This window comes from Fictibacillus terranigra, from assembly GCF_030412265.1.
Classification (GTDB): domain Bacteria; phylum Bacillota; class Bacilli; order Bacillales; family Fictibacillaceae; genus Fictibacillus_C; species Fictibacillus_C terrinigri.
Map to the genome: position 1 here is coordinate 315,314 of NZ_JAUHLN010000002.1, position 21,628 is coordinate 336,941.

General features: G+C 42.3%; 24 protein-coding genes, 1 tRNA gene and 1 riboswitch. Of the genes, 7 read left to right on the forward strand and 18 right to left on the reverse strand.

Annotated features, from left to right (window positions below):
- Position 1: 1 nt before the first annotated feature.
- Positions 2–112: riboswitch (SAM riboswitch) on the reverse strand.
- Positions 113–236: 124 nt separating this feature from the next.
- Positions 237–725, forward strand: a complete 489-nt coding sequence (locus tag QYF49_RS09345) for a universal stress protein (RefSeq protein ID WP_290399353.1) — start codon at positions 237–239, stop codon at positions 723–725.
- A 46-nt stretch (positions 726–771) separates the two neighbouring features.
- Here the strand turns inward: QYF49_RS09345 and QYF49_RS09350 are convergent, their stop codons facing one another.
- Positions 772–1,365: a cell wall hydrolase gene (locus QYF49_RS09350; protein WP_290399354.1), complete on the reverse strand. Its 594-nt coding sequence runs from the start codon at positions 1,363–1,365 to the stop codon at positions 772–774.
- A gap of 175 nt (positions 1,366–1,540) precedes the next feature.
- On the opposite strand from QYF49_RS09350, the gene QYF49_RS09355 reads away from it, so the two are divergent.
- Both QYF49_RS09355 and proC read left to right on the forward strand, forming a co-directional pair.
- Positions 1,541–2,113: a cysteine dioxygenase gene (locus QYF49_RS09355; RefSeq protein WP_290399355.1), complete on the forward strand. Its 573-nt coding sequence runs from the start codon at positions 1,541–1,543 to the stop codon at positions 2,111–2,113.
- 201 nt (positions 2,114–2,314) lie between these two features.
- Positions 2,315–3,151 carry a pyrroline-5-carboxylate reductase gene (gene proC, locus QYF49_RS09360; RefSeq protein ID WP_290399356.1) on the forward strand — a complete coding sequence of 279 codons (837 nt, stop codon included), beginning with the start codon at positions 2,315–2,317 and terminating at the stop codon, positions 3,149–3,151.
- A 274-nt stretch (positions 3,152–3,425) separates the two neighbouring features.
- Here proC and QYF49_RS09365 read toward each other — a convergent pair whose 3' ends face one another.
- On the reverse strand, positions 3,426–3,896 hold the full coding sequence (locus tag QYF49_RS09365) for a fructosamine kinase family protein (protein ID WP_354005833.1): 471 nt from the start codon (positions 3,894–3,896) through the stop codon (positions 3,426–3,428).
- Positions 3,897–4,063: 167 nt separating this feature from the next.
- On the opposite strand from QYF49_RS09365, the gene QYF49_RS09370 reads away from it, so the two are divergent.
- Positions 4,064–5,917: a terpene cyclase/mutase family protein gene (locus tag QYF49_RS09370; protein WP_290399357.1), complete on the forward strand. Its 1,854-nt coding sequence runs from the start codon at positions 4,064–4,066 to the stop codon at positions 5,915–5,917.
- On the opposite strand, the gene QYF49_RS09375 is transcribed toward QYF49_RS09370, so the two are convergent.
- Positions 5,914–6,579 (reverse strand): GDSL-type esterase/lipase family protein, encoded by a 666-nt coding sequence (locus QYF49_RS09375; RefSeq protein WP_290399358.1) that lies wholly within the window; start codon positions 6,577–6,579, stop codon positions 5,914–5,916. The genes QYF49_RS09370 and QYF49_RS09375 overlap by 4 nt on opposite strands.
- Before the next feature lie 404 nt (positions 6,580–6,983).
- Here QYF49_RS09375 and QYF49_RS09380 point away from each other — a divergent pair, with 404 nt between their 5' ends.
- From QYF49_RS09380 to QYF49_RS09390, 3 genes are all read left to right on the forward strand, one after another.
- Positions 6,984–7,604: a DUF47 domain-containing protein gene (locus tag QYF49_RS09380; RefSeq protein WP_290399359.1), complete on the forward strand. Its 621-nt coding sequence runs from the start codon at positions 6,984–6,986 to the stop codon at positions 7,602–7,604.
- A gap of 13 nt (positions 7,605–7,617) precedes the next feature.
- Positions 7,618–8,625: an inorganic phosphate transporter gene (locus QYF49_RS09385; protein WP_290399360.1), complete on the forward strand. Its 1,008-nt coding sequence runs from the start codon at positions 7,618–7,620 to the stop codon at positions 8,623–8,625.
- A 131-nt stretch (positions 8,626–8,756) separates the two neighbouring features.
- Positions 8,757–9,287, forward strand: a complete 531-nt coding sequence (locus QYF49_RS09390; protein WP_290399361.1) for a hypothetical protein — start codon at positions 8,757–8,759, stop codon at positions 9,285–9,287.
- A 51-nt stretch (positions 9,288–9,338) separates the two neighbouring features.
- Here QYF49_RS09390 and QYF49_RS09395 read toward each other — a convergent pair whose 3' ends face one another.
- From QYF49_RS09395 to QYF49_RS09465, 15 genes are all read right to left on the reverse strand, one after another.
- Positions 9,339–10,538, reverse strand: coding sequence for a DUF2515 family protein (locus tag QYF49_RS09395; protein ID WP_290399362.1), 1,200 nt, complete (start codon positions 10,536–10,538; stop codon positions 9,339–9,341).
- Positions 10,539–10,647: 109 nt separating this feature from the next.
- On the reverse strand, positions 10,648–11,220 hold the full coding sequence (locus QYF49_RS09400; protein ID WP_290399363.1) for a DUF502 domain-containing protein: 573 nt from the start codon (positions 11,218–11,220) through the stop codon (positions 10,648–10,650).
- Between the two features lie 11 nt (positions 11,221–11,231).
- Complete coding sequence (dat, locus tag QYF49_RS09405; RefSeq protein WP_354005819.1) at positions 11,232–12,089, reverse strand: D-amino-acid transaminase; 858 nt, start codon at positions 12,087–12,089, stop codon at positions 11,232–11,234.
- Between the two features lie 123 nt (positions 12,090–12,212).
- A complete protein-coding gene (locus QYF49_RS09410) occupies positions 12,213–13,469 on the reverse strand; it encodes an MFS transporter (RefSeq protein WP_290399364.1) in 1,257 nt (418 codons plus the stop codon).
- Positions 13,470–13,646: 177 nt separating this feature from the next.
- A complete protein-coding gene (locus tag QYF49_RS09415; RefSeq protein WP_290399365.1) occupies positions 13,647–13,901 on the reverse strand; it encodes a hypothetical protein in 255 nt (84 codons plus the stop codon).
- A 93-nt stretch (positions 13,902–13,994) separates the two neighbouring features.
- Positions 13,995–14,822, reverse strand: a complete 828-nt coding sequence (nadE, locus tag QYF49_RS09420; RefSeq protein WP_290400407.1) for an ammonia-dependent NAD(+) synthetase — start codon at positions 14,820–14,822, stop codon at positions 13,995–13,997.
- Positions 14,823–14,918: 96 nt separating this feature from the next.
- Positions 14,919–15,302 carry a kinase-associated lipoprotein KapB gene (gene kapB, locus QYF49_RS09425; protein ID WP_290399366.1) on the reverse strand — a complete coding sequence of 128 codons (384 nt, stop codon included), beginning with the start codon at positions 15,300–15,302 and terminating at the stop codon, positions 14,919–14,921.
- On the reverse strand, positions 15,289–15,600 hold the full coding sequence (locus QYF49_RS09430) for a hypothetical protein (RefSeq protein ID WP_290400408.1): 312 nt from the start codon (positions 15,598–15,600) through the stop codon (positions 15,289–15,291). The genes kapB and QYF49_RS09430 overlap by 14 nt, the downstream gene beginning before the upstream one ends.
- Before the next feature lie 95 nt (positions 15,601–15,695).
- A complete protein-coding gene (locus tag QYF49_RS09435; protein WP_290399367.1) occupies positions 15,696–17,582 on the reverse strand; it encodes a PTS fructose transporter subunit IIABC in 1,887 nt (628 codons plus the stop codon).
- A gap of 2 nt (positions 17,583–17,584) precedes the next feature.
- Entirely contained in the window at positions 17,585–18,508 is a 924-nt protein-coding gene (gene pfkB, locus QYF49_RS09440) for a 1-phosphofructokinase (RefSeq protein WP_290399368.1), read from the reverse strand.
- Complete coding sequence (locus tag QYF49_RS09445; RefSeq protein ID WP_290399369.1) at positions 18,505–19,254, reverse strand: DeoR/GlpR family DNA-binding transcription regulator; 750 nt, start codon at positions 19,252–19,254, stop codon at positions 18,505–18,507. Before QYF49_RS09445 ends, pfkB begins: the two co-directional genes overlap by 4 nt.
- Before the next feature lie 199 nt (positions 19,255–19,453).
- Positions 19,454–20,392 carry an oxygen-dependent tRNA uridine(34) hydroxylase TrhO gene (gene trhO / locus QYF49_RS09450; protein WP_290399370.1) on the reverse strand — a complete coding sequence of 313 codons (939 nt, stop codon included), beginning with the start codon at positions 20,390–20,392 and terminating at the stop codon, positions 19,454–19,456.
- A 91-nt stretch (positions 20,393–20,483) separates the two neighbouring features.
- Positions 20,484–20,558 (reverse strand) — tRNA-Arg (locus tag QYF49_RS09455).
- 89 nt (positions 20,559–20,647) lie between these two features.
- Entirely contained in the window at positions 20,648–21,031 is a 384-nt protein-coding gene (locus tag QYF49_RS09460) for a DUF2203 domain-containing protein (protein WP_290399371.1), read from the reverse strand.
- A 109-nt stretch (positions 21,032–21,140) separates the two neighbouring features.
- Positions 21,141–21,422 carry a hypothetical protein gene (locus QYF49_RS09465; RefSeq protein WP_290399372.1) on the reverse strand — a complete coding sequence of 94 codons (282 nt, stop codon included), beginning with the start codon at positions 21,420–21,422 and terminating at the stop codon, positions 21,141–21,143.
- Positions 21,423–21,628 lie beyond the last annotated feature (206 nt).

Below are 21,628 nucleotides of genomic sequence, written 5' to 3' on the forward strand. Positions count from 1 at the left end.
TCTCTTATCTCTCAAAGCTTTTTGCCTTGCAGGATTTGGCACCTGTTCAGAATAAAAATCTGCAGGTTGCCGGGTATCATCGGGCCAGTCCCTCCACCACTCTTGATAAGAGTTAATTATGAAATTTTCAAATAATAAATACTTTAATATGTTCCAAATTACCGTACTCTCCCACGTTTGTCAAATAAAATTTAAGGGAAAGAATTTATAAAGCATACGAAAAAGAGGGGGTTTTTATGCCATATTATAAGAGAATTCTTGTAGGTGTAGATGGATCTGAATCTTCAGAAGTAGCTTTTTACAGAGCGATTGAAATAACAAAGGAATATCATGCCCAGCTTTTGATTGTCCATATCTCTGAGGAGCGGATTCCTGCGGCTCCCATGGATTCAGGTACTGTGGATATTGAAAAGGGATCTGGCAAAAACCATGGTGGAACCCTACTCGAAGATTATGAACAAAAGGCCAGAAAACTTGGATTAAAACATGTGAAGACATTATCCAATTACGGTTCTCCCAAAACCGAAATCCTGTCATTTGCTTCGATGCATGACGCTGATTTAATTGTCTGCGGTGCAACAGGCTTAAACGCGATGGAGCGCATTTTTATTGGAAGTGTGTCACAATACATTACGAGGCATGCGACTTGTGATGTACTGATCGCCCGGAACAGCCATAAGATTGAGGTGTCGGGTCTTAGCATTAAAAGTACGAGTAAATTGTAAAACAGCCTCAATCCCTGCTGATGACAGGGATTGAGGCTGTTTTTCATTATTTGCTGAATGTGTGGTTTCCGATCACTTTATTCACTGGTTTACTGTCGAGCCAGCGGCTTACCGCTGTTGTTTTATTATAGAAGAAAAGCGAGCCATTTGTATTGTCATATCCCGCCAGTGCTTTTTCCACCGCTTTCTCAGATTGTGAAGAAGGCTTTTTCAGGTTGTTTTCCAATACCGGCTGAAACTGCCCTTTATCAAAAATGACGCCTTGAATCGAATCCGGAAAGCTGTCAGCCTCTACTCTGTTTAAAACAACAGCGGCGACTGCTGTTTTGCCTTCGAAACTTTCACCCATCGCTTCGGATTCAACGAGGGAAGCCAGCAGTCTTTTATCTGCGGAAGACGCTTTTGCCCGCTCCTGGCTAACCCCTTTAACAGCCGGTATATTTAATTGCTGACCAGGGCGGATGATATTTCCTTCCATGTTATTGTCCCTTTTAATATCCTCGTAGGAAACGTCATAAGACTGTCCAAGCTTCCATAACGTATCCCCTTCTTTAACCGTATGTGCGCTTGCAGATGTTCCTCCCGCGATCGAAAGCGCAATGGCTGTTATCCCTGTAATTAAACCGATCTTTTTATACATAAAATATTGTACCTCCTTGAATCGTTTCGTTTCGTCAAAAGCCTATGGACGATTCCTGTACACCCATTTTTTGCGGACTTGCTCAGCCCCTAAGGGTTATGTTTCGGGTTATTCATTTATTTTGTGACCATCCAATATACTGGTTATAGATCAATGACACCAGGAGGATGATAACGTGCCGTTCCTTAAAAGAATCGAGAAAATATTTTCTCCGCTCGTTTTTCCCTCTTCAGACGATTTGCTGGAGGCGATCCAAAAACTTCAGGCGGCTGAAACTGACGCCGCTCCTTTTGTGATGAATTCAGAAAATAAACCTTATGGCAGGAAATTAATTTTTAAGAGCGACTATGTAGAAATTCTGGTCATGGCCTGGTCTCAGACCTTGGATTGCTCACCGCATGACCACGGGCGGTCGTTTGGGTGGGTACAAGTGATATCTGGATCCTCAAACCACACGCTGTATAAATTGCAGCCAGGGGGATTGCCCGTGGCGGTAAAAAAGGAGATTGAAAAAAAGGGATCACTTTTGCATGTGGGAAGAGGCATGATCCATAAGATGGGTACTTATGAAAAGAAACCATTGATCACCTTGCATGTCTACTCTCCCCCCATTTCGGGTATGAAAGTATTTGACCTTGAAAAATGTGCAGCTTGCATTGTCTCCGAAGATTGTGGCGCATGGTGGCCGGATGAACAACGACAGCTGCTGAAGACGATTCTTCTTCCGCCAAAGCATGCCAAGCCATAATTTTTATTTTCGCAAATCCAGTGATTTAATAGGTTATTCTATAATTTCTTACAGCCTGTCCTATTTATCATCACTCATTCTCACTTTCTTAAGAGATTATTGCCTATAACGGACGATGTTCCATCAAAGGGTTGAAACCTCTTCTTAACATGTTAAGATAGGACCTTAAGTGAACTTAACACAGCAATAAGGAGAGGTTGCATGTTAAAAACAAAAAAAGTGCTTTTTATTGGAGCAGGTTCCATGGCCGAGGCGATTGCTGCCGGAATGGTCAATCAGGAAAAATTACCGCCCAGCAACATTGTGATGACAAACAAACAAAATGATCAGCGACGAATTGAACTAATGAAAAATTATAAAGTGGTTGCTCTTCCTTACAGTGAAGTCCAAGTACAAGAAGCAGATCTCATCATCTTGGCCATGAAGCCGAAAGACGCCGAAACAGCGCTCATTGAACTGAAACCGAAGGTAAAGGCTGATCAAATTGTAATGTCTGTTCTCGCTGGAATTTCGACGGGTTTCATGGAAGAAATTCTTCCTGAGGGACAGCCGGTCATCAGGATTATGCCGAACACCTCAAGTACCATTGGAGAATCCATCACAGCGATAACCGGCGGACAATCCGTTTCAATGGAACATATTGAACTGGCTAAAGAGTTATTTTCTGCGATCGGCCGTGTAAAAGTGATCGATGAAGAACAGATGGATGTGTTTACAGGAATAGCGGGCAGCGGTCCGGCTTACATTTACTATGTTTTGGAGCATATTGAAAAAACAGCCCAGGCTGAAGGATTCGATGAGGACCTTGCGAGGGAGATAGCAGCCCAAACGGTTTTTGGTGCCAGTAAAATGGTGTTGGATACTCAGGCTTCCCCTGAATCACTGAGGAAAAAAGTAACGTCGCCAAATGGTACGACCGCAGCAGGATTAAAAGCACTAAAAGAAAACAAAGCAGGCCAGGCTTTTGCCGAAGCCATTTTAAGTGCGAAAGAAAGATCGGCTGCCATCCGAAAAGAGTATGAAAAAGTGTCTGTATGATAAAAAAACATCGCCTTAAACGGGCGATGTTTTTTAAAATGCAACATAAGGTATAACAGCCATTTGTGTCTGTCATACTGATAAAAAGGCTGTTTGGGAGGAACATGGACGAATGGTAAAGCAACGTGCAGGATATCATGCATGTATATTAGCCATAACGGCTTCTGTATTGATTTGGTCGGCCGGCCGACCGCTCCGTATACTTGGATTCCTGAAGTGGCACCAGCGGTTCTACCGATTTTTAACCTCATATTTACTTATAAATATTTTCAGTTTACCACAGCTTTTGTTTTCGTGCCGTATGCATTTCTGTTTCTGCTCTTCCTCGTTCAACCTGCGGCAATATCCGTTTCTTTAAGAAATAAACGGTCCATGACGAAAAAACGCCATTTGGCTGGGGGAGGCTTCCGATGAAATTGTCTTGCTCTAAACCATACTTTTTAGGTACAGGGAAGCCATGAAGTGCGGCTAGTTTTTCTCCTAACATCCTTTCAGTGTCTTTCGTTTTCTCACCTTGAATCCACTCTGCCAGTAAATAGCCGGCTTCCCCTTCAGTCCTTCTGTCTTTATAAGCAAAAACTTCCGGAACATTGATGGTTTGAGTGTTCTTAATCTCATCCAGACCAGCAGCTTCACATTCGAAGAAACGTGCAGATGCTTGATGATTCACTTTTAAAAGATACGTCTGTTTCTTTGTTTGAACAGCATAAACCTTATTGATGCTGCCACCGGTTATTCCTCTGATGTAAAAAGAATCTGCCGGACATAAAACTGGTTCAGATGTTCTTTCATTTTTTTCAACAACCCTGTCTCTTGATCACTATTCATAATTTCCTTCACCTGCTTCATATAGTTTGGAGACGTGATGTATCGTTTCTTTCGCACTTTTCTATACGGGAGGGATAATTCCCCATGCTTGATTTAGGTAAGATTAAAATGGAGCTGGAACGCCGCAGTGATGAACTTTTGTCCTGCCAGCAGGCGGATGGATCGTTTCGATTTTGTTTTGAAAACCCAGTTACAACAGATGCGTACCTGCTTGTCCTTTTGATCATTTGGAAATGGAGGGATGAGCCTTTAAAGCGAAACCTGGTAAATCGCATTCTCTCAAAACAGGGAACGGATGGAACATGGAGAGTATACCCTGATGAGAAAGAAGGCAATCTTTCAGTTACTATTGAAGCTTATGTAGCGCTTTGTTATTCAAAGTCTGTTAATATGGAAGATCCGCTTATGACAAAGGCAAGAGAATATATAAGCGCAGAAGGTGGATTCAAAAAGGCCAATCTTTTAACACGCGCCTTTTTGTCTGTTAACGGAATTGTTCCGTGGCCCCGTACTCCTTTTGATCCGGGGATTCTGTTGGATCCACCAATCCTTTCACCCATCAAATTCTACGATATGAGCAGCTATGCAAGAACACATTTTGTACCGATCATTGCAGCCATGCGAAATGATTTTTACGTAAGCCATCCTTGTAACCAGTATCTCAGTCCTTTATCAGGTAACCGGGAATCCGGCCCATTTTGGCCAGAGTTCGAAAATGATACGGTTAGCCGGCTTTTCAGCGGTTTAGAGGCCGCCTCTTCTTCCCTTCCTGCAAAAATGGAAAGATACATGCTGGACAGAATTGAAAAAGACGGTACTCTTCTCAGTTATGCGAGCAGCACGTTTTTTATGGTTTATGGATTGCTTTCCTTAGGCTATTCTAAAAATTCTCCAGCGCTTATAAAAGCGATTGAAGGAATCATTTCGCTTCTATGTTCTAATGGAACTCATCTTTTCGTCCAAAATTCTCCTTCGGCCATATGGGACACCTCATTAATACTGTATTCTTTGTTAGAAGCTGGTGTTTCTCCTGAAAATCGCCAAATTCAACAGGGTATTCGATTTCTTCTCAATCATCAGCAGTCTAAAAAAGGCGATTGGACGGTTCATTGCGGACATACCGCTCCTGGGGGCTGGGGATTCTCTGAAAGCAACACACTCCATCCCGATACGGACGATACTCAAGCTGCTTTGCGGTCTATTTCCACATATGTACGCGTCTCTCCTACTTCCCTTCAGTCCTGGAACAAAGGAATCACTTGGCTGCTGGCCATGCAAAATGATGACGGAGGCTGGCCTGCATTTGAAAAAAATACGAACAAGGAATGGTTAGGATTGATCCCTGTAAAAAATGCAGCTGATGCATTAATCGATCCTTCTAATGCAGATATCACGGGAAGAGTGCTTGAATTTCTCGGCAGTTACACCGATCTGACGATAAACGATCACCCCGTTAAACAGGCGGTCAACTGGCTGAAATCCCATCAGGGGCCTGATGGTTCATGGTATGGAAGATGGGGTGTCTGCTATATTTATGGGACATGGGCTGCAGTAACCGGCCTGGCAACTGTTCGCGGATCGGTCATCCATGATCAAAGCCTTGAAACAGCAGGAAAGTGGCTTGAATCGATTCAAAACAAGGACGGAAGCTGGGGAGAATCATGTTTAAGTGATGATGCGAAGACGTATATACCGCTCGGGTATGGAACGGTTGTCCAAACGGCATGGGCGATCGATGCCCTCGCCTCCATCCATTCTCGCCCCACAAAACCCATCGCCGATGGAGTGAATTATTTGCTGTCTCCAAATCTCATGGCACCAGCCTTCGATTACCCTGCGGGATCTGGTTTACCTGGTGCATTTTATGTGTTGTACCATAGCTATACCCGCATTTGGCCCCTCACTGCACTAAGCCATGTTTACCGAAAATATGTTTAGTCAAAATGCGGGTATAGCGGACCGAAACCAGTACCGTAAACCGCTTGAGCGATCATTTTATGGCCAATGTTATTAGGGTGGATGCTGTCCCAGGATAACAGTTCTTTTTCTCTCCCGACGAATAAAGAGTAAATATCTGCCACCTTGACGTTTGGGTAATTCTCGAACGTCTGCATATGAGCGTTGAATAAGTTGACCCATTTATAGGAAAGATCCCATTTGTGATACGGATTGTAAATATTGGTCAAGCGGATAATATAACTTTTCCTTCCTTTTTCTTTCATACGAATGATGTTCTTTAAGATCGCAGAAATGTTTCTTTGACACGTTTTTAGCGTTTGAAGGAGTTCCACCTCTTCCTTTTTTAATAAATATCTCTTTCCGGCTTTGATCAAATCATTTCCACCTGCTGTAATGGTAATGATTTCTGAGTTCATCAATGATTTTCTGACGCTGGGCAGTTCGATGGAGGCTAATACATCATGTGTAGTAAAACCCTTCTTCGAGAAATTCGAGAGATGATAGGTCTTGTAAAGCGTATGTTCGAGGAGAATGGAATACCGCTGGACGAAGCTCCCACATGGATCAGAGGATCCAATTCCCACCGAAATGGAATCCCCTAAGGCGGTATAGTGAGAATTAATTTTCCATGATAAACCCATCGTACTCCCCACCTTTTACTCTCAGTTACAATATAAATATGAATACACTAAAAAAAGGGTACGAAAATGAGGAGAGATTAAATCCTTGCCAAATTTTTTTAGAGAGTGTTATATTCTATTTTATTGAGGGATGTACATGCCTTGAGCGCAGCGAGCCCGTTCGTCGTGAATCCTTTCATCCACTACATACGAATGAATGTGCAGCGAAATGCTGCTTTTTTTATGTCTTAGGGGGTATACTCTATAAGGGAACCATCTTGATTGTAAAGCATTTGTAAATGTTTTATTTCAAATCAAAAAAGCTGTTTATCTTTAGAATCATTAAAGTTATAATACGAATGGTTTGGGTTAGCAAAAAATTTAGGGGAAATTTACTTTTTCTTAACAAACGGAGGTTTTAGTATATGATATTTTCATCAAAAAAGGATTTGTTTTTGGATTTACTAACAAGCATCGCAGACAACGTCCGCGACTCCGCTCAATACTTTGTGGATTTTAAAATCAAATCCGATGAAGATTTAAAGGAATTTGCAAGAAAAATGAAGGAATATGAGAACAAGGGCGATAAATTCATTCATGAGCTGATTATCGGTTTGAACAAAACCTTTATTACTCCCCTAGAACGAGAAGACATTTTAGAGCTTGCCAATAAGATGGACGATATCCTGGATGGCATGGAACAATGTGCTTCCAGATTTGAAATGTATAACATTACAAAACCTGACCAATACATGGTTCAATTCGCTGGCCATATCCTGGAAGCCACTTATGAAGTTGCCGCATCTGCTAAATTGCTGCACAAGAAAAAGCTGATGGACATTCGTCCGCATGCAATTAGGCTAAACGATCTTGAATCTGTCGTTGATGACTTGCTTCGTACAAGCATCAAAAACTTATTCAGCGTTGAAAAAGATCCTATTAAAATCATGCAATTTAAAGAGCTTTATGAGCTTCTTGAGGCTATTTCTGACAGCACAGAAGATGTTGCCGATACTCTAGAAACCATTATCATGCGTAACGCATAAGGAGAGATTGGCAATGGATATTTTGTTTTTTCTTATCGTTTTAGTTGTTATCTTTGCTCTGGCGTTTGACTTTATCAATGGATTCCATGATACAGCCAACGCGATTGCGACTTCTGTGTCAACGAAAGCCCTTCCGCCAAAGGTTGCGATTGCGCTCGCGGCAACAATGAACTTTGTCGGAGCACTAACTTTTACCGGCGTAGCCAAAAGTGTTAGTAAAGATATCGTTGACCCGTTCCAATTCAATGACGAAAAGATAGGTTTGCTCATTGTATTGTCGGCTTTAATTGCCGGAATTGCTTGGAACCTGATCACGTGGTATTTCGGGATCCCTTCAAGTTCATCCCATGCCATTATCGGTTCAATCGCCGGTGCGGCCATTTCCGCAGCTGGATTTGGTGTCTTGAACTATGACGGTTTTCTAAAAATTATTCAGGCTTTAATCATTTCACCATTTGTTGCCCTAGCTGTTGGTTTTATTATCATGACACTTTTTGCAGCGATCTTTAAAAACTTCAACAAATCAAAAACAAATAAAGGTTTCCGTACGTTTCAAATTTTCACCGCTGCTCTGCAATCCTTCTCACACGGCACGAACGATGCACAAAAAGCGATGGGTATCATTACTCTCGCATTGATTGCAGGCGGATACCACGCCACAGAAGGCATCCCAATGTGGGTACGAGCCGCAGCAGCAGTTTCAATGGGAGTCGGGACTTCAGTTGGAGGCTGGAAGATCATTAAAACGGTCGGCGGTAAGATTATGAAACTTCAACCGGTTAACGGAGCAGCAGCGGATTTATCTTCTGCCCTGATTATCTTCACGTTTACTGCTTTAAAATTGCCAGTCAGTACCACTCATGTTATCTCTTCTGCGATCATGGGGGTAGGTTCTGCCAAGCGTGTGAAAGGTGTTAAATGGGGAGTTGCCCGGCGCATTGTTCTGACCTGGATCATTACACTGCCGATCTCCGCTATCATTGCAGCCATCATCTATCAAATTTTGCATCTGTTTGTATAAAAAACTCTCGGGAAGAAATTCCCGGGGGTTTTTTTGTGCGGTCTTTACTTTTCATGAAACAAAGACCCTTGTCTATACCTTTTTATAAAACAAGCATATACATATAGGGAAAAAAATTTGAGGTGAAAAATTTGTATAACACAAGGAAGAATAATGGTTCATTGCGTTATTTTCCGTACGGAGGCTATGATCCGTTTCATAAAGAATCCGTTTCGCATCATCCGGAAATGATTGAACATTCTCCTCCGCGTCCCCCGCTTCCTTCTTCTCCCCCATCAGGGAACCAGCAAGCTGGAGCAGCAAACCCGAACCCTTATTTCGCAGCGTATCCTCCCCCGCCGGGTCCTTTTATGAACCACTCTATGTTCCCTCCCCGCCCGCCGTATCCCTTTAATCCTTATTTAGGAGCTAAGGGAAACGGTAAATTTAATAAGCAAAAAAATAATCAGGCAGGCAATGGAATGTTCCCGAATCTGCAAAACGGTTTTCCATTCGGCCCCGGCGGCTTTCCCGGCGGGCAGCAATTCCCCTTTAACCAGCAGCCTTTTCAAAATCCCGGCAATCAGGGCAGTACGTTCAACTGGGGCAAAACAATAAGTGGGATCAACTCGGCTATGGGTATGATGCAGCAGTTAGGTTCTATCATATCTATCTTTAAATAACCATTGGTACAAAGAGAGCTCTTGCTTTACTGAGCTCTCTTTTTTTCATTTTCAGAAAAAAAGTTGTTTGGCAAGCACTGCTCCTTCCAAATGATGAAGATCGGTCCAATGTTCTCTTTCTATGAATAAAGGATTGCTGTTTAGTAAGAAACGAAAAGAATCAGGCAGCGTTATACCATCGTGCCAATCGCCCTGTTCCGGAACATCTGAATGGAATGCCCCCCAGCAGCCCATCAGTCTTGGACTGTAAAGCCGGACAGCCTTTTTTTTCATTCTAAACAAGCCGATCCTTTCCTTGTTATAATGCGGGGAATAAGCGGAGGAATCAGGAGTAAATACCTCTCTCCAATAATCGGATCGCGACCCCGTATGTGGCTGCTGATCGGCAAATCTTAAAATACCAGGATGCAGTCGCTCATGAAAGAGCTGCAAATAAAGGCTTTTGCCTGTTTCGATCCTGCTGGCTAAATCGTTGAAGCCTGAAACTGATATTCCAGCAAGTTTTGTTTGATTGAGGCGAACCGGAAAGAGAATTTTAGTGAGTTGAAGAAGATTTTGAAGTTGAAAGGGAATGCTGTATAAAGCCTTTGAGTAGTTGCTATTATGGATAAGCCGGTCTTGGATAAAGTTCTGCTCATTAATAATGAGAGCCATGGTCAGAATGCGGCTCTCTCGTTTTTCCCAGAAATGCTCCCAAACGGGTTTCATGAAAACGGATGTCTCCAATCCTTTCAGCAAGTGAAATAAACTGCTTCTCCTCCTCTTGCTCTCCTCATATAAAAGAAGCTGAGGGTAGACATCCTGAAAGATTAAACTGTTCGCTGTCTCCAATGTCCAATAAATTTGAAAAAGCTGCTCCTCATTGAGGAGTCTTGGTAAGAATTCTCCTTTTAGATCTGTCATATGATAGCCGGCATTCCTGGATACCATATGTGCAAGGAATGCCCAATGTACTTCACGGTGGTTTTTAAAGAAGTGATAGTACGCTTCTGTTCGAGTAATATTATTTTTGTTATGTATTTGAGTCTTCTCTTTGATAAAGCGGATCAAACTTTTTTCGCTTCCATAATAAAAAGAGGGTCCGCTATGTGAACTCTCATGATTCAATCGAGATCTGATCCATTTACGGTCTTGCTCCGGTATGGCCCATAATATGTTTTTCTTCGATGGAATGAGCTTGCGAAGGGTGCGGATAAAGAAGGCGGAGGGAATAATGACAGTCTTTGAAAAGGATCGATAACGTGTGTTCATCCAAGCACAGCCTCCTTAATCTATATTATTAAGAAGGTATGAGGGAGTATGAAAAAATAAACCTTTACCTGCGTCAAGTTGACCGGAGGTAAAGGTTATTCATAAGTTCCTATTTCGATGCCACACCGCCAGAGAGGATGAATTTCATGGCATCCTCGGGCTTAATGTCCAATACGGTTATGCTGCTTCGAGGAACTAAGAAGGTAAAACCGGCGATCTGAAACGTTTGCGGAATATAGACCGCTACATGATCCGTGAAATGATCCGAAAGGACTTCCGGATTCTCAGTCGTAATAAATCCGATGCTTTTTAAACCGGTCGCAGGCATTTCTACCAAGACTACTGTGGAAAACGATCGTTTCTCGCCCAGCAGTGACTGAAAGGTATCTTTAATGACAGAATAGAGAGTTTTAACGAGCGGAATTCTTTCCAAGGCAGAATCCAGCAAAGATATAAACCTGCCACTGATATATTGCGACGACAGCCAGCCTAAAATGGTTAAAAGAACAACAGTCGCTAATATGCCGATTCCCGGAATATAATCGTTTTTCATATAGTCCTTCAAGGTGTCGCCAAGAATGCTGTCTAAAAAATCAAACACCTTAATGAGGACATAAAAAACCAGAATGATGGGAAGCGCAGTTAAAATTCCATTAATAAAATATTTTGCAATAGCTTTCAAATCCAAACTCCTTATTTTAAAACGGTAGGCTTCTTTATTTTTTCTTTCAATTTTTTCTGAAGAAGACGCGTGACAGGCCCGATTGGAAATTCTCCTTCCTCATCACCTGTCACCGCAATGACGGGTGCGATCTCCATTGTCGTGCTGGAGAGGAACACTTCATCTGCATGGATGAGATCACGGGTTGAAAATGCTTCCTCGGCAATGTCAATCCCTTGTTCGTTTGCGATCTTCAAGATATGCTGTCGGGTAATGCCGTTTAAAATTAAATTCGTGGCCGGATGCGTGTACAATGTTCCTTTTTTAATGATAAACAAGTTGGAAGAGGAACCCTCTGTACATGTTCCTTCCCGATGCTGAAGCGCTTCGTGGCAGCCATGGTCTGCCGCTTTTCTCTTTGCCATTGTGTTGCCCAGCAGGTTAAGGGTCTTTATGTCACACCTGAGCCAGCGGATATCTTCTGTAAGATAGGTTTTTATTCCGTTTTCCTGAGCCTGCACGGGAGGATCCATTTTTCTGGCAAAGCCGGTGATCAAGCAAGCTGAATCCCTGTCATATAGATGATTCCTTGGAGATGCCCCTCTTGTCATCTGTATGTATACTATGCCATTATGAATCTTGTTGGCTTCAATCAGCTTAACCGTCAGATCATTTACTGTTTCGAGTGTATATGGCAGTTTCATCTCGAGTTTAGCAGCACTGTCAGCAAAACGCTTGAAATGCTCCTCCATTGAAAAAGGCTTACCGCCATAAATGTAAACCACCTCATAAATCCCGTCTCCGAAATTATAGCCTCTGTCTTCCAAGTCTATGGATGCATGTTCTCTTTCAACAATTTTGTCTCCATAGAGTACATATTGAATTTCCATTTTGATATCACCTCGTAATCGATTATATGACAGCACCGGACTATTTATCTACCCTCAAGAAGAGATTCCTGACAATGTCATAAAAAAACCGGGGGAAAACGTCTGTCTTTCTCAGATTAACGATTAGGCGGTTTGTTTTTGTTTCAAACGTTTTTCCTCAAGCGTTGGCAGGACTTTCAGAAAAAGGGTGATTCCGATGCAAGCCATTACCATAAATATAAGGGTCATACCCATCCGGGGGATAAAATGTCCAAGGGTGATGCTTACGGCGGCTATGGCCATTGCTCCCCGATATACCATTCCGCTAACGGCCATGTAAGAACTGCGGAGTTCTTCTGGAGGAATGTCGGCCAAGTAGGACTGTTCAATTGGAACAAACATTAATTCACCTACAGTTGCGATGACCATGACGGTTAGCAGAAGGATAGCATGGCTGCTGTAAGAAATGGTTAAGTAGCCAACCGCATATAAACCCAGACCTAGAAAGAACACTCGCTTATCCTTAAACCTGGCGGCGAGTTTGCTGACCAGAACCGCAAGCAGCACCACAAGCAGTGTGTTTTCAGTCCTTAAGATCCCCAGCATGTTGAAGCCATCCACTGAGAAGTGAAACAGCTTCTGGGCCGGCATATCCTGGCTCAGACGGACAGATACATAGTTTGATAAATGAAATTCAAGAGACAAGACCAAAAGATAGGCAACGATAAATAATATAAACGTCGTATCTTTAAACACCAATCGATAGCTGGATAGGATATCGGCCAGCACGTTTTTCTTAATTTCCTTTTTTACAGGGACATAGGTTTCCTGAATAAAAAATATAACAAGCATAGCGGAAATCAACGAAACAAACGATAGCCCCACAAGCAATTCGAAAAGATAGTCCTTAAATAAATAACCCCCCGCCAATCCCCCAAGCGCAATGGAAAGATTGTTTGTCCAATATGTGATGCCGTACATAAATTTTCGGTTTTCAGGAGTGCTCACATCGATCAGCATCGCACTGGCTGCAGGTCCGGCCAATCCCCAGCAGATGCTGTTGACCGTCATCATGGCTATGGTTATGTAGGCAGCAGCCAAATCAGAATGAATCCACGGTCCGTTTGCAAATGCCATAACGATTACACTTATAAACCTTAATGTTTCCGCGATCGCCATGATTTTCTTGCGTCCAATCGTATCTGAATAATATCCTCCGTAAAAACCAACGAGAAACCCAACGGCTATGTTGATGATCAGCAAAATACCAGTCAGTGATTCTCCCACTCTCTCTGCTAAATAAATGGCCATAAAAGGATAAATCATTGCACCGATCGAGCCGGAAAGCAATGATTCAAAGATGCGGATTTTTATATTGGGGTGAAAATCTTTAAAACGCATATTCACCCTCCTCTCTTTTTATTGGTTTAGTAAATAAAGTGTTTGAATATCAGCTTACTAACTATATGTAAAATAACATTTACTGTCAATATTTTTGGCGGAAAACATTAAGTTTTCTAAACTTTCTAACTTGCATTGTCTTAAAAAAAGACTTCCTTTTTAAAGGAAGCCTCTTTCTTAGGATTCTTTTTTAGATGATACCACTTTGTTGTTCTTCACCGTGACGATATACCGCTCTTTACCGACTTTTACTTTAAATTCATTATCGTACTGATTTTTCAAGTCTTCATCCAGCTCAAACTTTTTGTTGAAATAGCTGTTCAGTGCCTCAAGGTTGTCTTTCCTCTCATTTTCCCTTTGGATCGAGGAAAAGAGTACAAAAACAAAAACGATGGTACTGATGACAAATACAATTTTTGCTTTTTTGCTCACAGTTTGCTTCCTTTCTCAATTCATTCCAAAATAAGTATACATCATCTTTTCCATGAAAAAAAGCAGACTTTTGTCTGCTTTCCTTAGGATTCCTTATTTCCACCAAGTATCACCGGGAGCAGCAGGTAAATGGCGTTTATGCTCAGTGATTTGATACCTATGTTCGATTTTTTCCTTCACCTCGGAAGAAACTTCTTTTCCTTCCAAATAGTCGTCCAACTCTTCATAGGTGATTCCAAGAGCGGTCTCATCAGGCACCAGTGGTTTGTCATCTTCCAAATCAGCTGTAGGTACTTTCATGTACAATCTCTCTTCAGCGCCCAATTCTTTTAATAATTCTTTTCCTTGCCTTTTACTGAGGCCTGTAAGCGGAACTAGGTCACATGCCCCGTCGCCATACTTTGTAAAAAAGCCGGTGATGGCTTCAGCTGCGTGATCAGTACCGATAACAAGCGAACGATTGGAAGCTGCTATATCATATTGTACTTTCATGCGTTCTCTCGCTTTTATGTTTCCTTTCAGAAAATCAGTGATTTTCTGTCCTGTTGCCTCTTGAAAAGCCTGAGCAGAAGCATCTACCGCTCCCTTGATATTAACGGTAATCGTTTTATCCGGCTGGATAAATTTTAATGCGTGCTGGGCATCTTCCTCATCCTTTTGTACTCCATACGGAAGCCGGACGGCAATGAATTGATAGTTGTCATCGTTAGTTTCTTGTCTTAGTTCATTGATTGCAAGCTGTGCAAGCCTTCCGGCGAGTGATGAATCCTGGCCTCCGCTGATGCCAAGAACAAAACCTTGAAGACCGTTCCTTTTCAGGTATTCCTTCATAAAGCTTACACGGCTCTGAATTTCTTCCCGAGGATTAATTTCAGGTTTTACGTTCAGGTCTTGTATAATTTTTTGCTGTGTCTCATTCATCATGCATCCACCTTTATCAGAGTGATAACTATATATTACCCTTTATAATAACTTCAAAACTATGTCAGGTTTTATCACATCATATTATAACACTTGTTATTTTATCATGTACTCTTTTTTTAGATTTTCTAATCGTTCCAATGATTTTAAAGCCCACTCGTTATCTGTTCCTTTTAACTCGAGGAGGAGGTCCTCGTAAGCTGCTTTCAAAGAACCAGAATAGTCAGGGATATCTCCTGCATACGGTTTAACCGTGTGCAGCGGTGCCCACGTCTTTTCATGAAATGCCAATGCTTTTCGCTGATGAAAAAATGGGACCTCCGATTGGTTCGGGTTATGGAGATCGCCTTGTTTCGGATGTTTAAGCACAGAAAGAATACTGACGAGCACTTTTCCGTTTTTTATTTGTTCAGCTTGACCTATGTACTTTCCTGTTTTATAAAGAGCCGTCACTTTCATTCCCGCTTCAATCTGTTCCATGTTTTGCTCTCCTCTCCATTTCATTTGAAACCTCAAATGCCAGATCTTCATTACCGAACAGCGATAATACTCCAAGAACGGTGGAGTCTGGAATTTCTTCTGATTCCTGTTTAGGAACCGTTTGTTCAAGCATATGATTTAACAATTCATTTTCAGCCTGACCAGGGTATGCCCGGAAGTAGATCTCTTTCGGATCAATATCATGATTGATGCACCATTGGGCAAATACTAGAATCATCATTCCTTCATCTTGTTTATAATTTTGGATAATTTTATGCTCGATCTCTTTAGGATCCATCATAACCACTCCTTGTTACATCCTCTTCCCTATCATAGCATCACTTCGAAAAAAAGAAAAAAGCCATCCTTTTAAAGCTGGACGGCTTCCTTCTCTTACTGCTGAACAGGTTTTTTCCAGAACCCAACAAGTAATGCTGTGACAATGGCTCCAATTACGATGGCTAATGCGTAAAGGAGAGGATTTCCCTGAACAAATGGAATAACGAATACTCCTCCATGGGGGGCCCTCAGACCGATGCCGAACAGCATGGTCAGTGCTCCGGCTGTTGCAGAACCGGCAACGATGGATGGGATGACACGCCCCGGGTCAGCGGCAGCAAAAGGAATGGCACCTTCTGTTATGAAAGATAGACCCATTACATAACAGGTTTTTCCGGCTTCCCTTTCCTGCTTCGTAAACTTGGTTTTAAAGATGGTGGTTGCAATGGCTAGTCCGAGCGGAGGAACCATACCTCCTGCCATAATTGCGGCATGAGGAGCGAAGTTACCCGCATCAATCATCGCTATACCAAACGTAAAGGCTGCTTTATTGACCGGCCCGCCCATATCAATAGCCATCATTCCACCGAGCAATAAGCCCACTAAAATCGCATTTCCTTTCCCTAATCCTTGAAGCCAGTCAGAAAGCGCAACATTTAATGCGTGTACTGGGCCGTTAATGACAAAAATCATAATGAGCCCTGTAAATAGGATTCCGAAAACAGGATAAAGGAGCACAGGTTTAATGCCTTCAAGTGAGGAAGGCAGCCATGCCAGCAGTTTTTTCAATGCGAGGACGATGTACCCTGCCAGAAACCCTGCGATGAGACCTCCTAAAAATCCGCTTTGGCCGGTTGATGCCAAGAACCCTCCGACCATTCCCGGAGCAAATCCAGGGCTGTCAGCAATACTTCTTGCAATGAAACCCGCAAGTACTGCTACCATCAGTGCAAATGCCGTTTTCCCTCCAATGGTATCCAGAGCAGCAGCAAACTGGTTGTATGAAGGATCTTTAGGATCAGCAGAATGGATGCCGAACATAAATGAGATGGCGATGAGGATACCGCCGCCGACGACGAATGGAAGCATGTTGGAAACCCCATTCATGAGATGGCGGTAAAACGCTGATTTCTGCTTTCCATTCTCCTTACTTTCAGAATTCGAAGGTTTGCTCCCATGGCTGTAAACGGTTCCTTTTTTAGCCGCGGCATCGGTAAGAAGTCTTTCGGGGTTTCTGATGGCTTGCGCAACTGGAACCTGAATCACTGTTTTTCCGCTGAACCGGTCCATTTCCACCTGTTTATCTGCAGCCACGATGATCGCTGTCGCCTTTTCAATTTCAGATGATGTTAACCTGTTTTTCACACCGCTGGAACCATTGGTTTCCACTTTGAGGTTCATGCCCATTTCTGCAGCTTTTGCCTTTAAAGAATCTGCGGCCATATACGTATGGGCAATTCCTGTCGGGCAGGCGGTGACTGCCAGAATGAGAGGCTGGTCTTGTTCTGTTTTAACCGGGAATTTTTCCTCTTCTTCTTCTGCCTCAGCCTCTTCCTTCGCATTGATCATCGCAATGATTTCATCTTCATCCGCAGCACGAAGCAGGCCTTCACGGAACGCTGTATCCATTAAAAAAGTCGACAGCTTTGATAATGTTTCCAAATGCTCATTGTTAGCACCTTCACTCGCAGCAATCATAAAGAAGAGCTTGGAGGGCTGGCCATCCAGAGAGTCGTAATCAAGCCCATCCACACTTCTTCCAAACTCAATGGCAGGGGTTTTAACTGCAGCTGTCTTCGCATGGGGAATAGCGATGCCTTCTCCTATGCCTGTTGTGCTTTGTGATTCTCTGGCCATAATGGCTTCTTTATAATCTTCCTTGCTGTTCAATTTGCCCGCTTCATCCAGCTTCTGAACGAGTTCATCGATCACATCGGCTTTTTTCTTTGATTCGAGATGAAGTTTGATCGTTTCTTTTGTAATCAATTCTGTGATTTTCATCCTTACTCCCCCTTTATTGCTTGTACATGCACTTCAGGCAAGTATTTCTCTATTTCTGTTATGGTACAAAATCCAGTTGAAAACGCGGACGTGCTGCCTGCTGTGACCCCAAATTTAAAGGCTTCCAACAGGTTTCGGCTGCGTGTGTAATGGGCCAAAAATCCGGCAACCACGGAATCTCCTGCTCCGACAGAATTTTTAACAGTACCGGCGGGAACGTTAGCGTAAGCAGCTATGGTCTTTGAAATAAATACAGCGCCCTGCCCTGCCATGGAGACTATTACGTTTTCAGCTCCCTCATGGATCAGCTTCCGGCCATAAATGACCGCTTCTTCCGGTGTTTCAATTGCCGCGCCAACAAGTTCTCCGAGTTCATGATGATTCGGTTTGATCAAAAAAGGCTGATGCCTTAACGCTTTCTGTAGCGGTGTACCCTTTGTATCCAAAATGACATGTGCACCTTTAGCACGTAATCTTGATATGAGTTGACCATAAAACCCATCAGGTAAACTGGCTGGCAGACTTCCCGCTAGGACAACATAATCTGACGGATTTAATTGAGAAAGCAAGTTCTCTTCCAGTTGGCATAGGTCGGATTTCTTAAGGCCAGGAGAAATACCGTTAATCTCTGTTTCTTTTCCTGTATTCAATTTAACATTGATTCTGGTGTTATCCTCCACCCTGACAAAACGGGTCGCTATGTTCAAAGCATGAAGAGATCGCTCGATGAAATCACCGGTAAAGCCTCCGATAAAACCTGTGGCAATACTCTCAACACCGAGGTTTTTTAATACTTTTGACACATTGATTCCTTTTCCGCCTGCAACAATATTCTGTTCGGCTGCCAGGTTGATGGAGCCCTCTACTAATTGATTGACTGTAACAAAATAATCAATGGATGGATTTAAAGTAACTGTATAAATCACAATTCCACCGCCTTTACGATCGTCTTCTTTTCATAAGATGTCAGTTGAATATTGCTTTTCACTGTGATGATGGACGCTTCCTGCAGTGATGCCACTTTGGCAAACGTGCTCTTCCCAAATTTCGAAGGATCTGCCACCACAAATCTTTCCTGAGATAATTCGAGCACCTTCTGCTTTAATATCGATTCCTCGGGATCCGGGGTCGTATAACCCCACTCTTCGTGGATTCCGTTTATGCCGATAAAGCATTTATCAAACCTGTAATGTTCAAGGCTTTTTATGGCTCCGTTTCCGATCATGGCACCGGTTTTAGATTTGATGAGCCCTCCCAGGAGGTACGTCTGTATCCCTTTTTCAACAAGCGGACCAACGAGTTGAATGCCATTCGTCACCACAATTAGTTGAGATTGCTTTAAATGCGGGATCATCTGCAGTGTCGTTGTCCCTGCGTCTAAATAAATACATTCATGTTCATCGATAATGGAAGCTGCATATTGGGCAATGGCTTGCTTTTCTTCCATGTTCCTGAGCGTTTTCTCTTCGATTGAGGGCTCTTCGGATTTTTCTTCTATTCTCGACGCCCCACCATGTATGCGTTTAAGTTTCTTTGCTTTTTCAAGTCTGTCCAAATCCCTGCGAATGGTTGACTCAGAGGAACCGGTTTCCTGAACAAGTTCTTCTAATGAAACCACTTTTTGTTTTTCAATAAGTGAAAGAATGATTTCCTGACGCAATGTAAATAACATACCAGCCCTCCTTCATAAGACCGATTATAAAGTAAGCCCTTTCAAAAATCAATCAAAATCTTTCATAAACCTTCAAAAACATTTAAAAACATTTAAAAACCTTCATTATCCGTAATTTTCTGTCATTATCGTTCAAAACCAGGATGAAAGATTTTGAATGAAAAAGGCAGCCAGCGATAGCTGACTGCCTTTGGTTTCTTTATTGAACTTTTGATTCTTGCATTTGATTTTCGATCTCATAACGGTTTTTTGGATGCTCACGGCATTCATCCGAACAAGATCGTTTATATTTGGTCTCACATTCTTCACAGCAAACATGCTGTCTATTGCAATCCGGATTGGCACAGTTCACATAACGGTCTTCTGTTTTACCGCAATAGTAGCATTTAGCGATAACGACATCTTCTTCTGTACGGTTGACAGGTACGGAAATTCGTTCATCGAAGACATACATTTTACCGTCCCAGAAACGGCCTTTTGTTTCTTCGTCCTTTCCGTATGTCGTTATTCCCCCGTGAAGCTGATATACATCTTCAAATCCTTCCTTCAAAAGGAATCCTGAGAACTTCTCACAGCGGATACCGCCTGTGCAGTATGTGAGTACTTTTTTATCTTTAAACTGGTGGAGATTTTCTCGAACCCACTTCGGAAAATCACGGGACGCTTTAACATCGGGGCGGATGGCGTTTTTGAAATGACCGATCTCATATTCATAATCATTTCTGCCGTCTACGATGACAACATCATCTCTTTGGATCATTTCCATCCATTCTTTAGGGCTTAACCTCTTGCCTGTCAGTTCATTCGGGTTTACATCTTCTTCAAATCGCCAGGTTACCAGCTCTTTTTTAGGACGGACAAACATTTTCTTAAAAGCATGTCCATCCGCTTCGTCAATTTTAAATACCATGTCTGCAAAACGGGGATCGCTTTTAATATCCCTCATATATTGCTCCGTCTGTTCAACTGTTCCTGAAATGGTTCCATTGATGCCTTCTGGAGCAACGATAATTCTGCCGAGCACGCCTAATTCTTTACAATACTTTAGGTGTTTACGGGCAAAATATTCATGTTCCTCTACAGGGACATACTTGTAATACAATAAGATACGATAAGGCTTTTGCATTTCGTTTGACATTATGATCACCAACCTGCAACGTTGAATTTTTTTGTTTGAAATGCATATAAAAAACCACCGGAATGACCCCGTGGTATTTATAACGTTTAAATGGCGCGCCCACCAGGATTCGAACCCAGAATACGAGAGCCGAAATCTCGTGTGATATCCATTTCACTATAGGCGCTTGGTTACCGTCACGAGATATATCATAAACAATTTTCGAGAATAATACAAGCGTTTTTTGAAAAATAAATTTCAAAAGTTTTTTACCGTTTAATTTTTCAGTGATCTCCGATCATCATAACTCTCTTCTCTCCCATGGTAATGAGTAATCGCCGGTTCCCCCTGTCGCCAGCACAGCAGTACTTCCTCCTCACCGATAATCGCCGGGAAATCGACAAGACCGGTATGGATGTCTTTAAGTTCAGCTCCAAAAGAATGAATATTATGGATATACGATTGAGCTTCAATCTCCATAAAGTCCAGCTTGCTTTCGATGGTGAAAAACTCGTCATCAGGAGGGTTCTCTGACAGCCGCAATCTTTCTAATTCATCATAAAATTGAACAAACGAATGCTGTAGCTGCTGAAGGGCCTCTAACTCACGTGTAATGACCGGCAAAAGCTGATTCGCTTCTTCAACCGTAAAATATTTCATGCTTAAAACTCCTCTGGTGTAAATGTTCACTTTCATTATAGCAACACTTTGGAGGCTTGGCATTAATAATGTTCTCCAGCAAGGAAACAATTGGAATTGATCCGGCAGATTACGCCCGCACCACTTGTTTTCGAGGCCGTTTTAAATCCAAATAAAAATCTCTGATGATTTCATCTTCAAGCAGCTCTGAAAAATCTTTTCGATATTCCGAACTGATCAAAATGTGCGCGACAAGAGGACTTGCCTTCTTCATCAGCAGCCTTCTGAGCGTCATCCATTTTTCCCTCTTCGTTTTTAAATGGAATTTCGTGATAAAAAGCATGATTCTATCATCTGCACTAAAGTCTTTTGCATTTCTGCTATATAAAGTAAGACTAGTAAATCCTTTCATCGTCGCTCACCTTCCCCTTCGCGTTCTTTTTACCATTATTATTCAATATTTTCAGAAATATACTTGTCATGCAAAATAAAACTAGTTTACCTACCAAACTCAGTTAATAGAATGAAGATTGCTAACCTCACCCTTTTTTGTTTTAATTGAATTATCAAAAAATGGCAGCCCGGCAAAGGATAGGGTCTACTATCATCATCAAAATT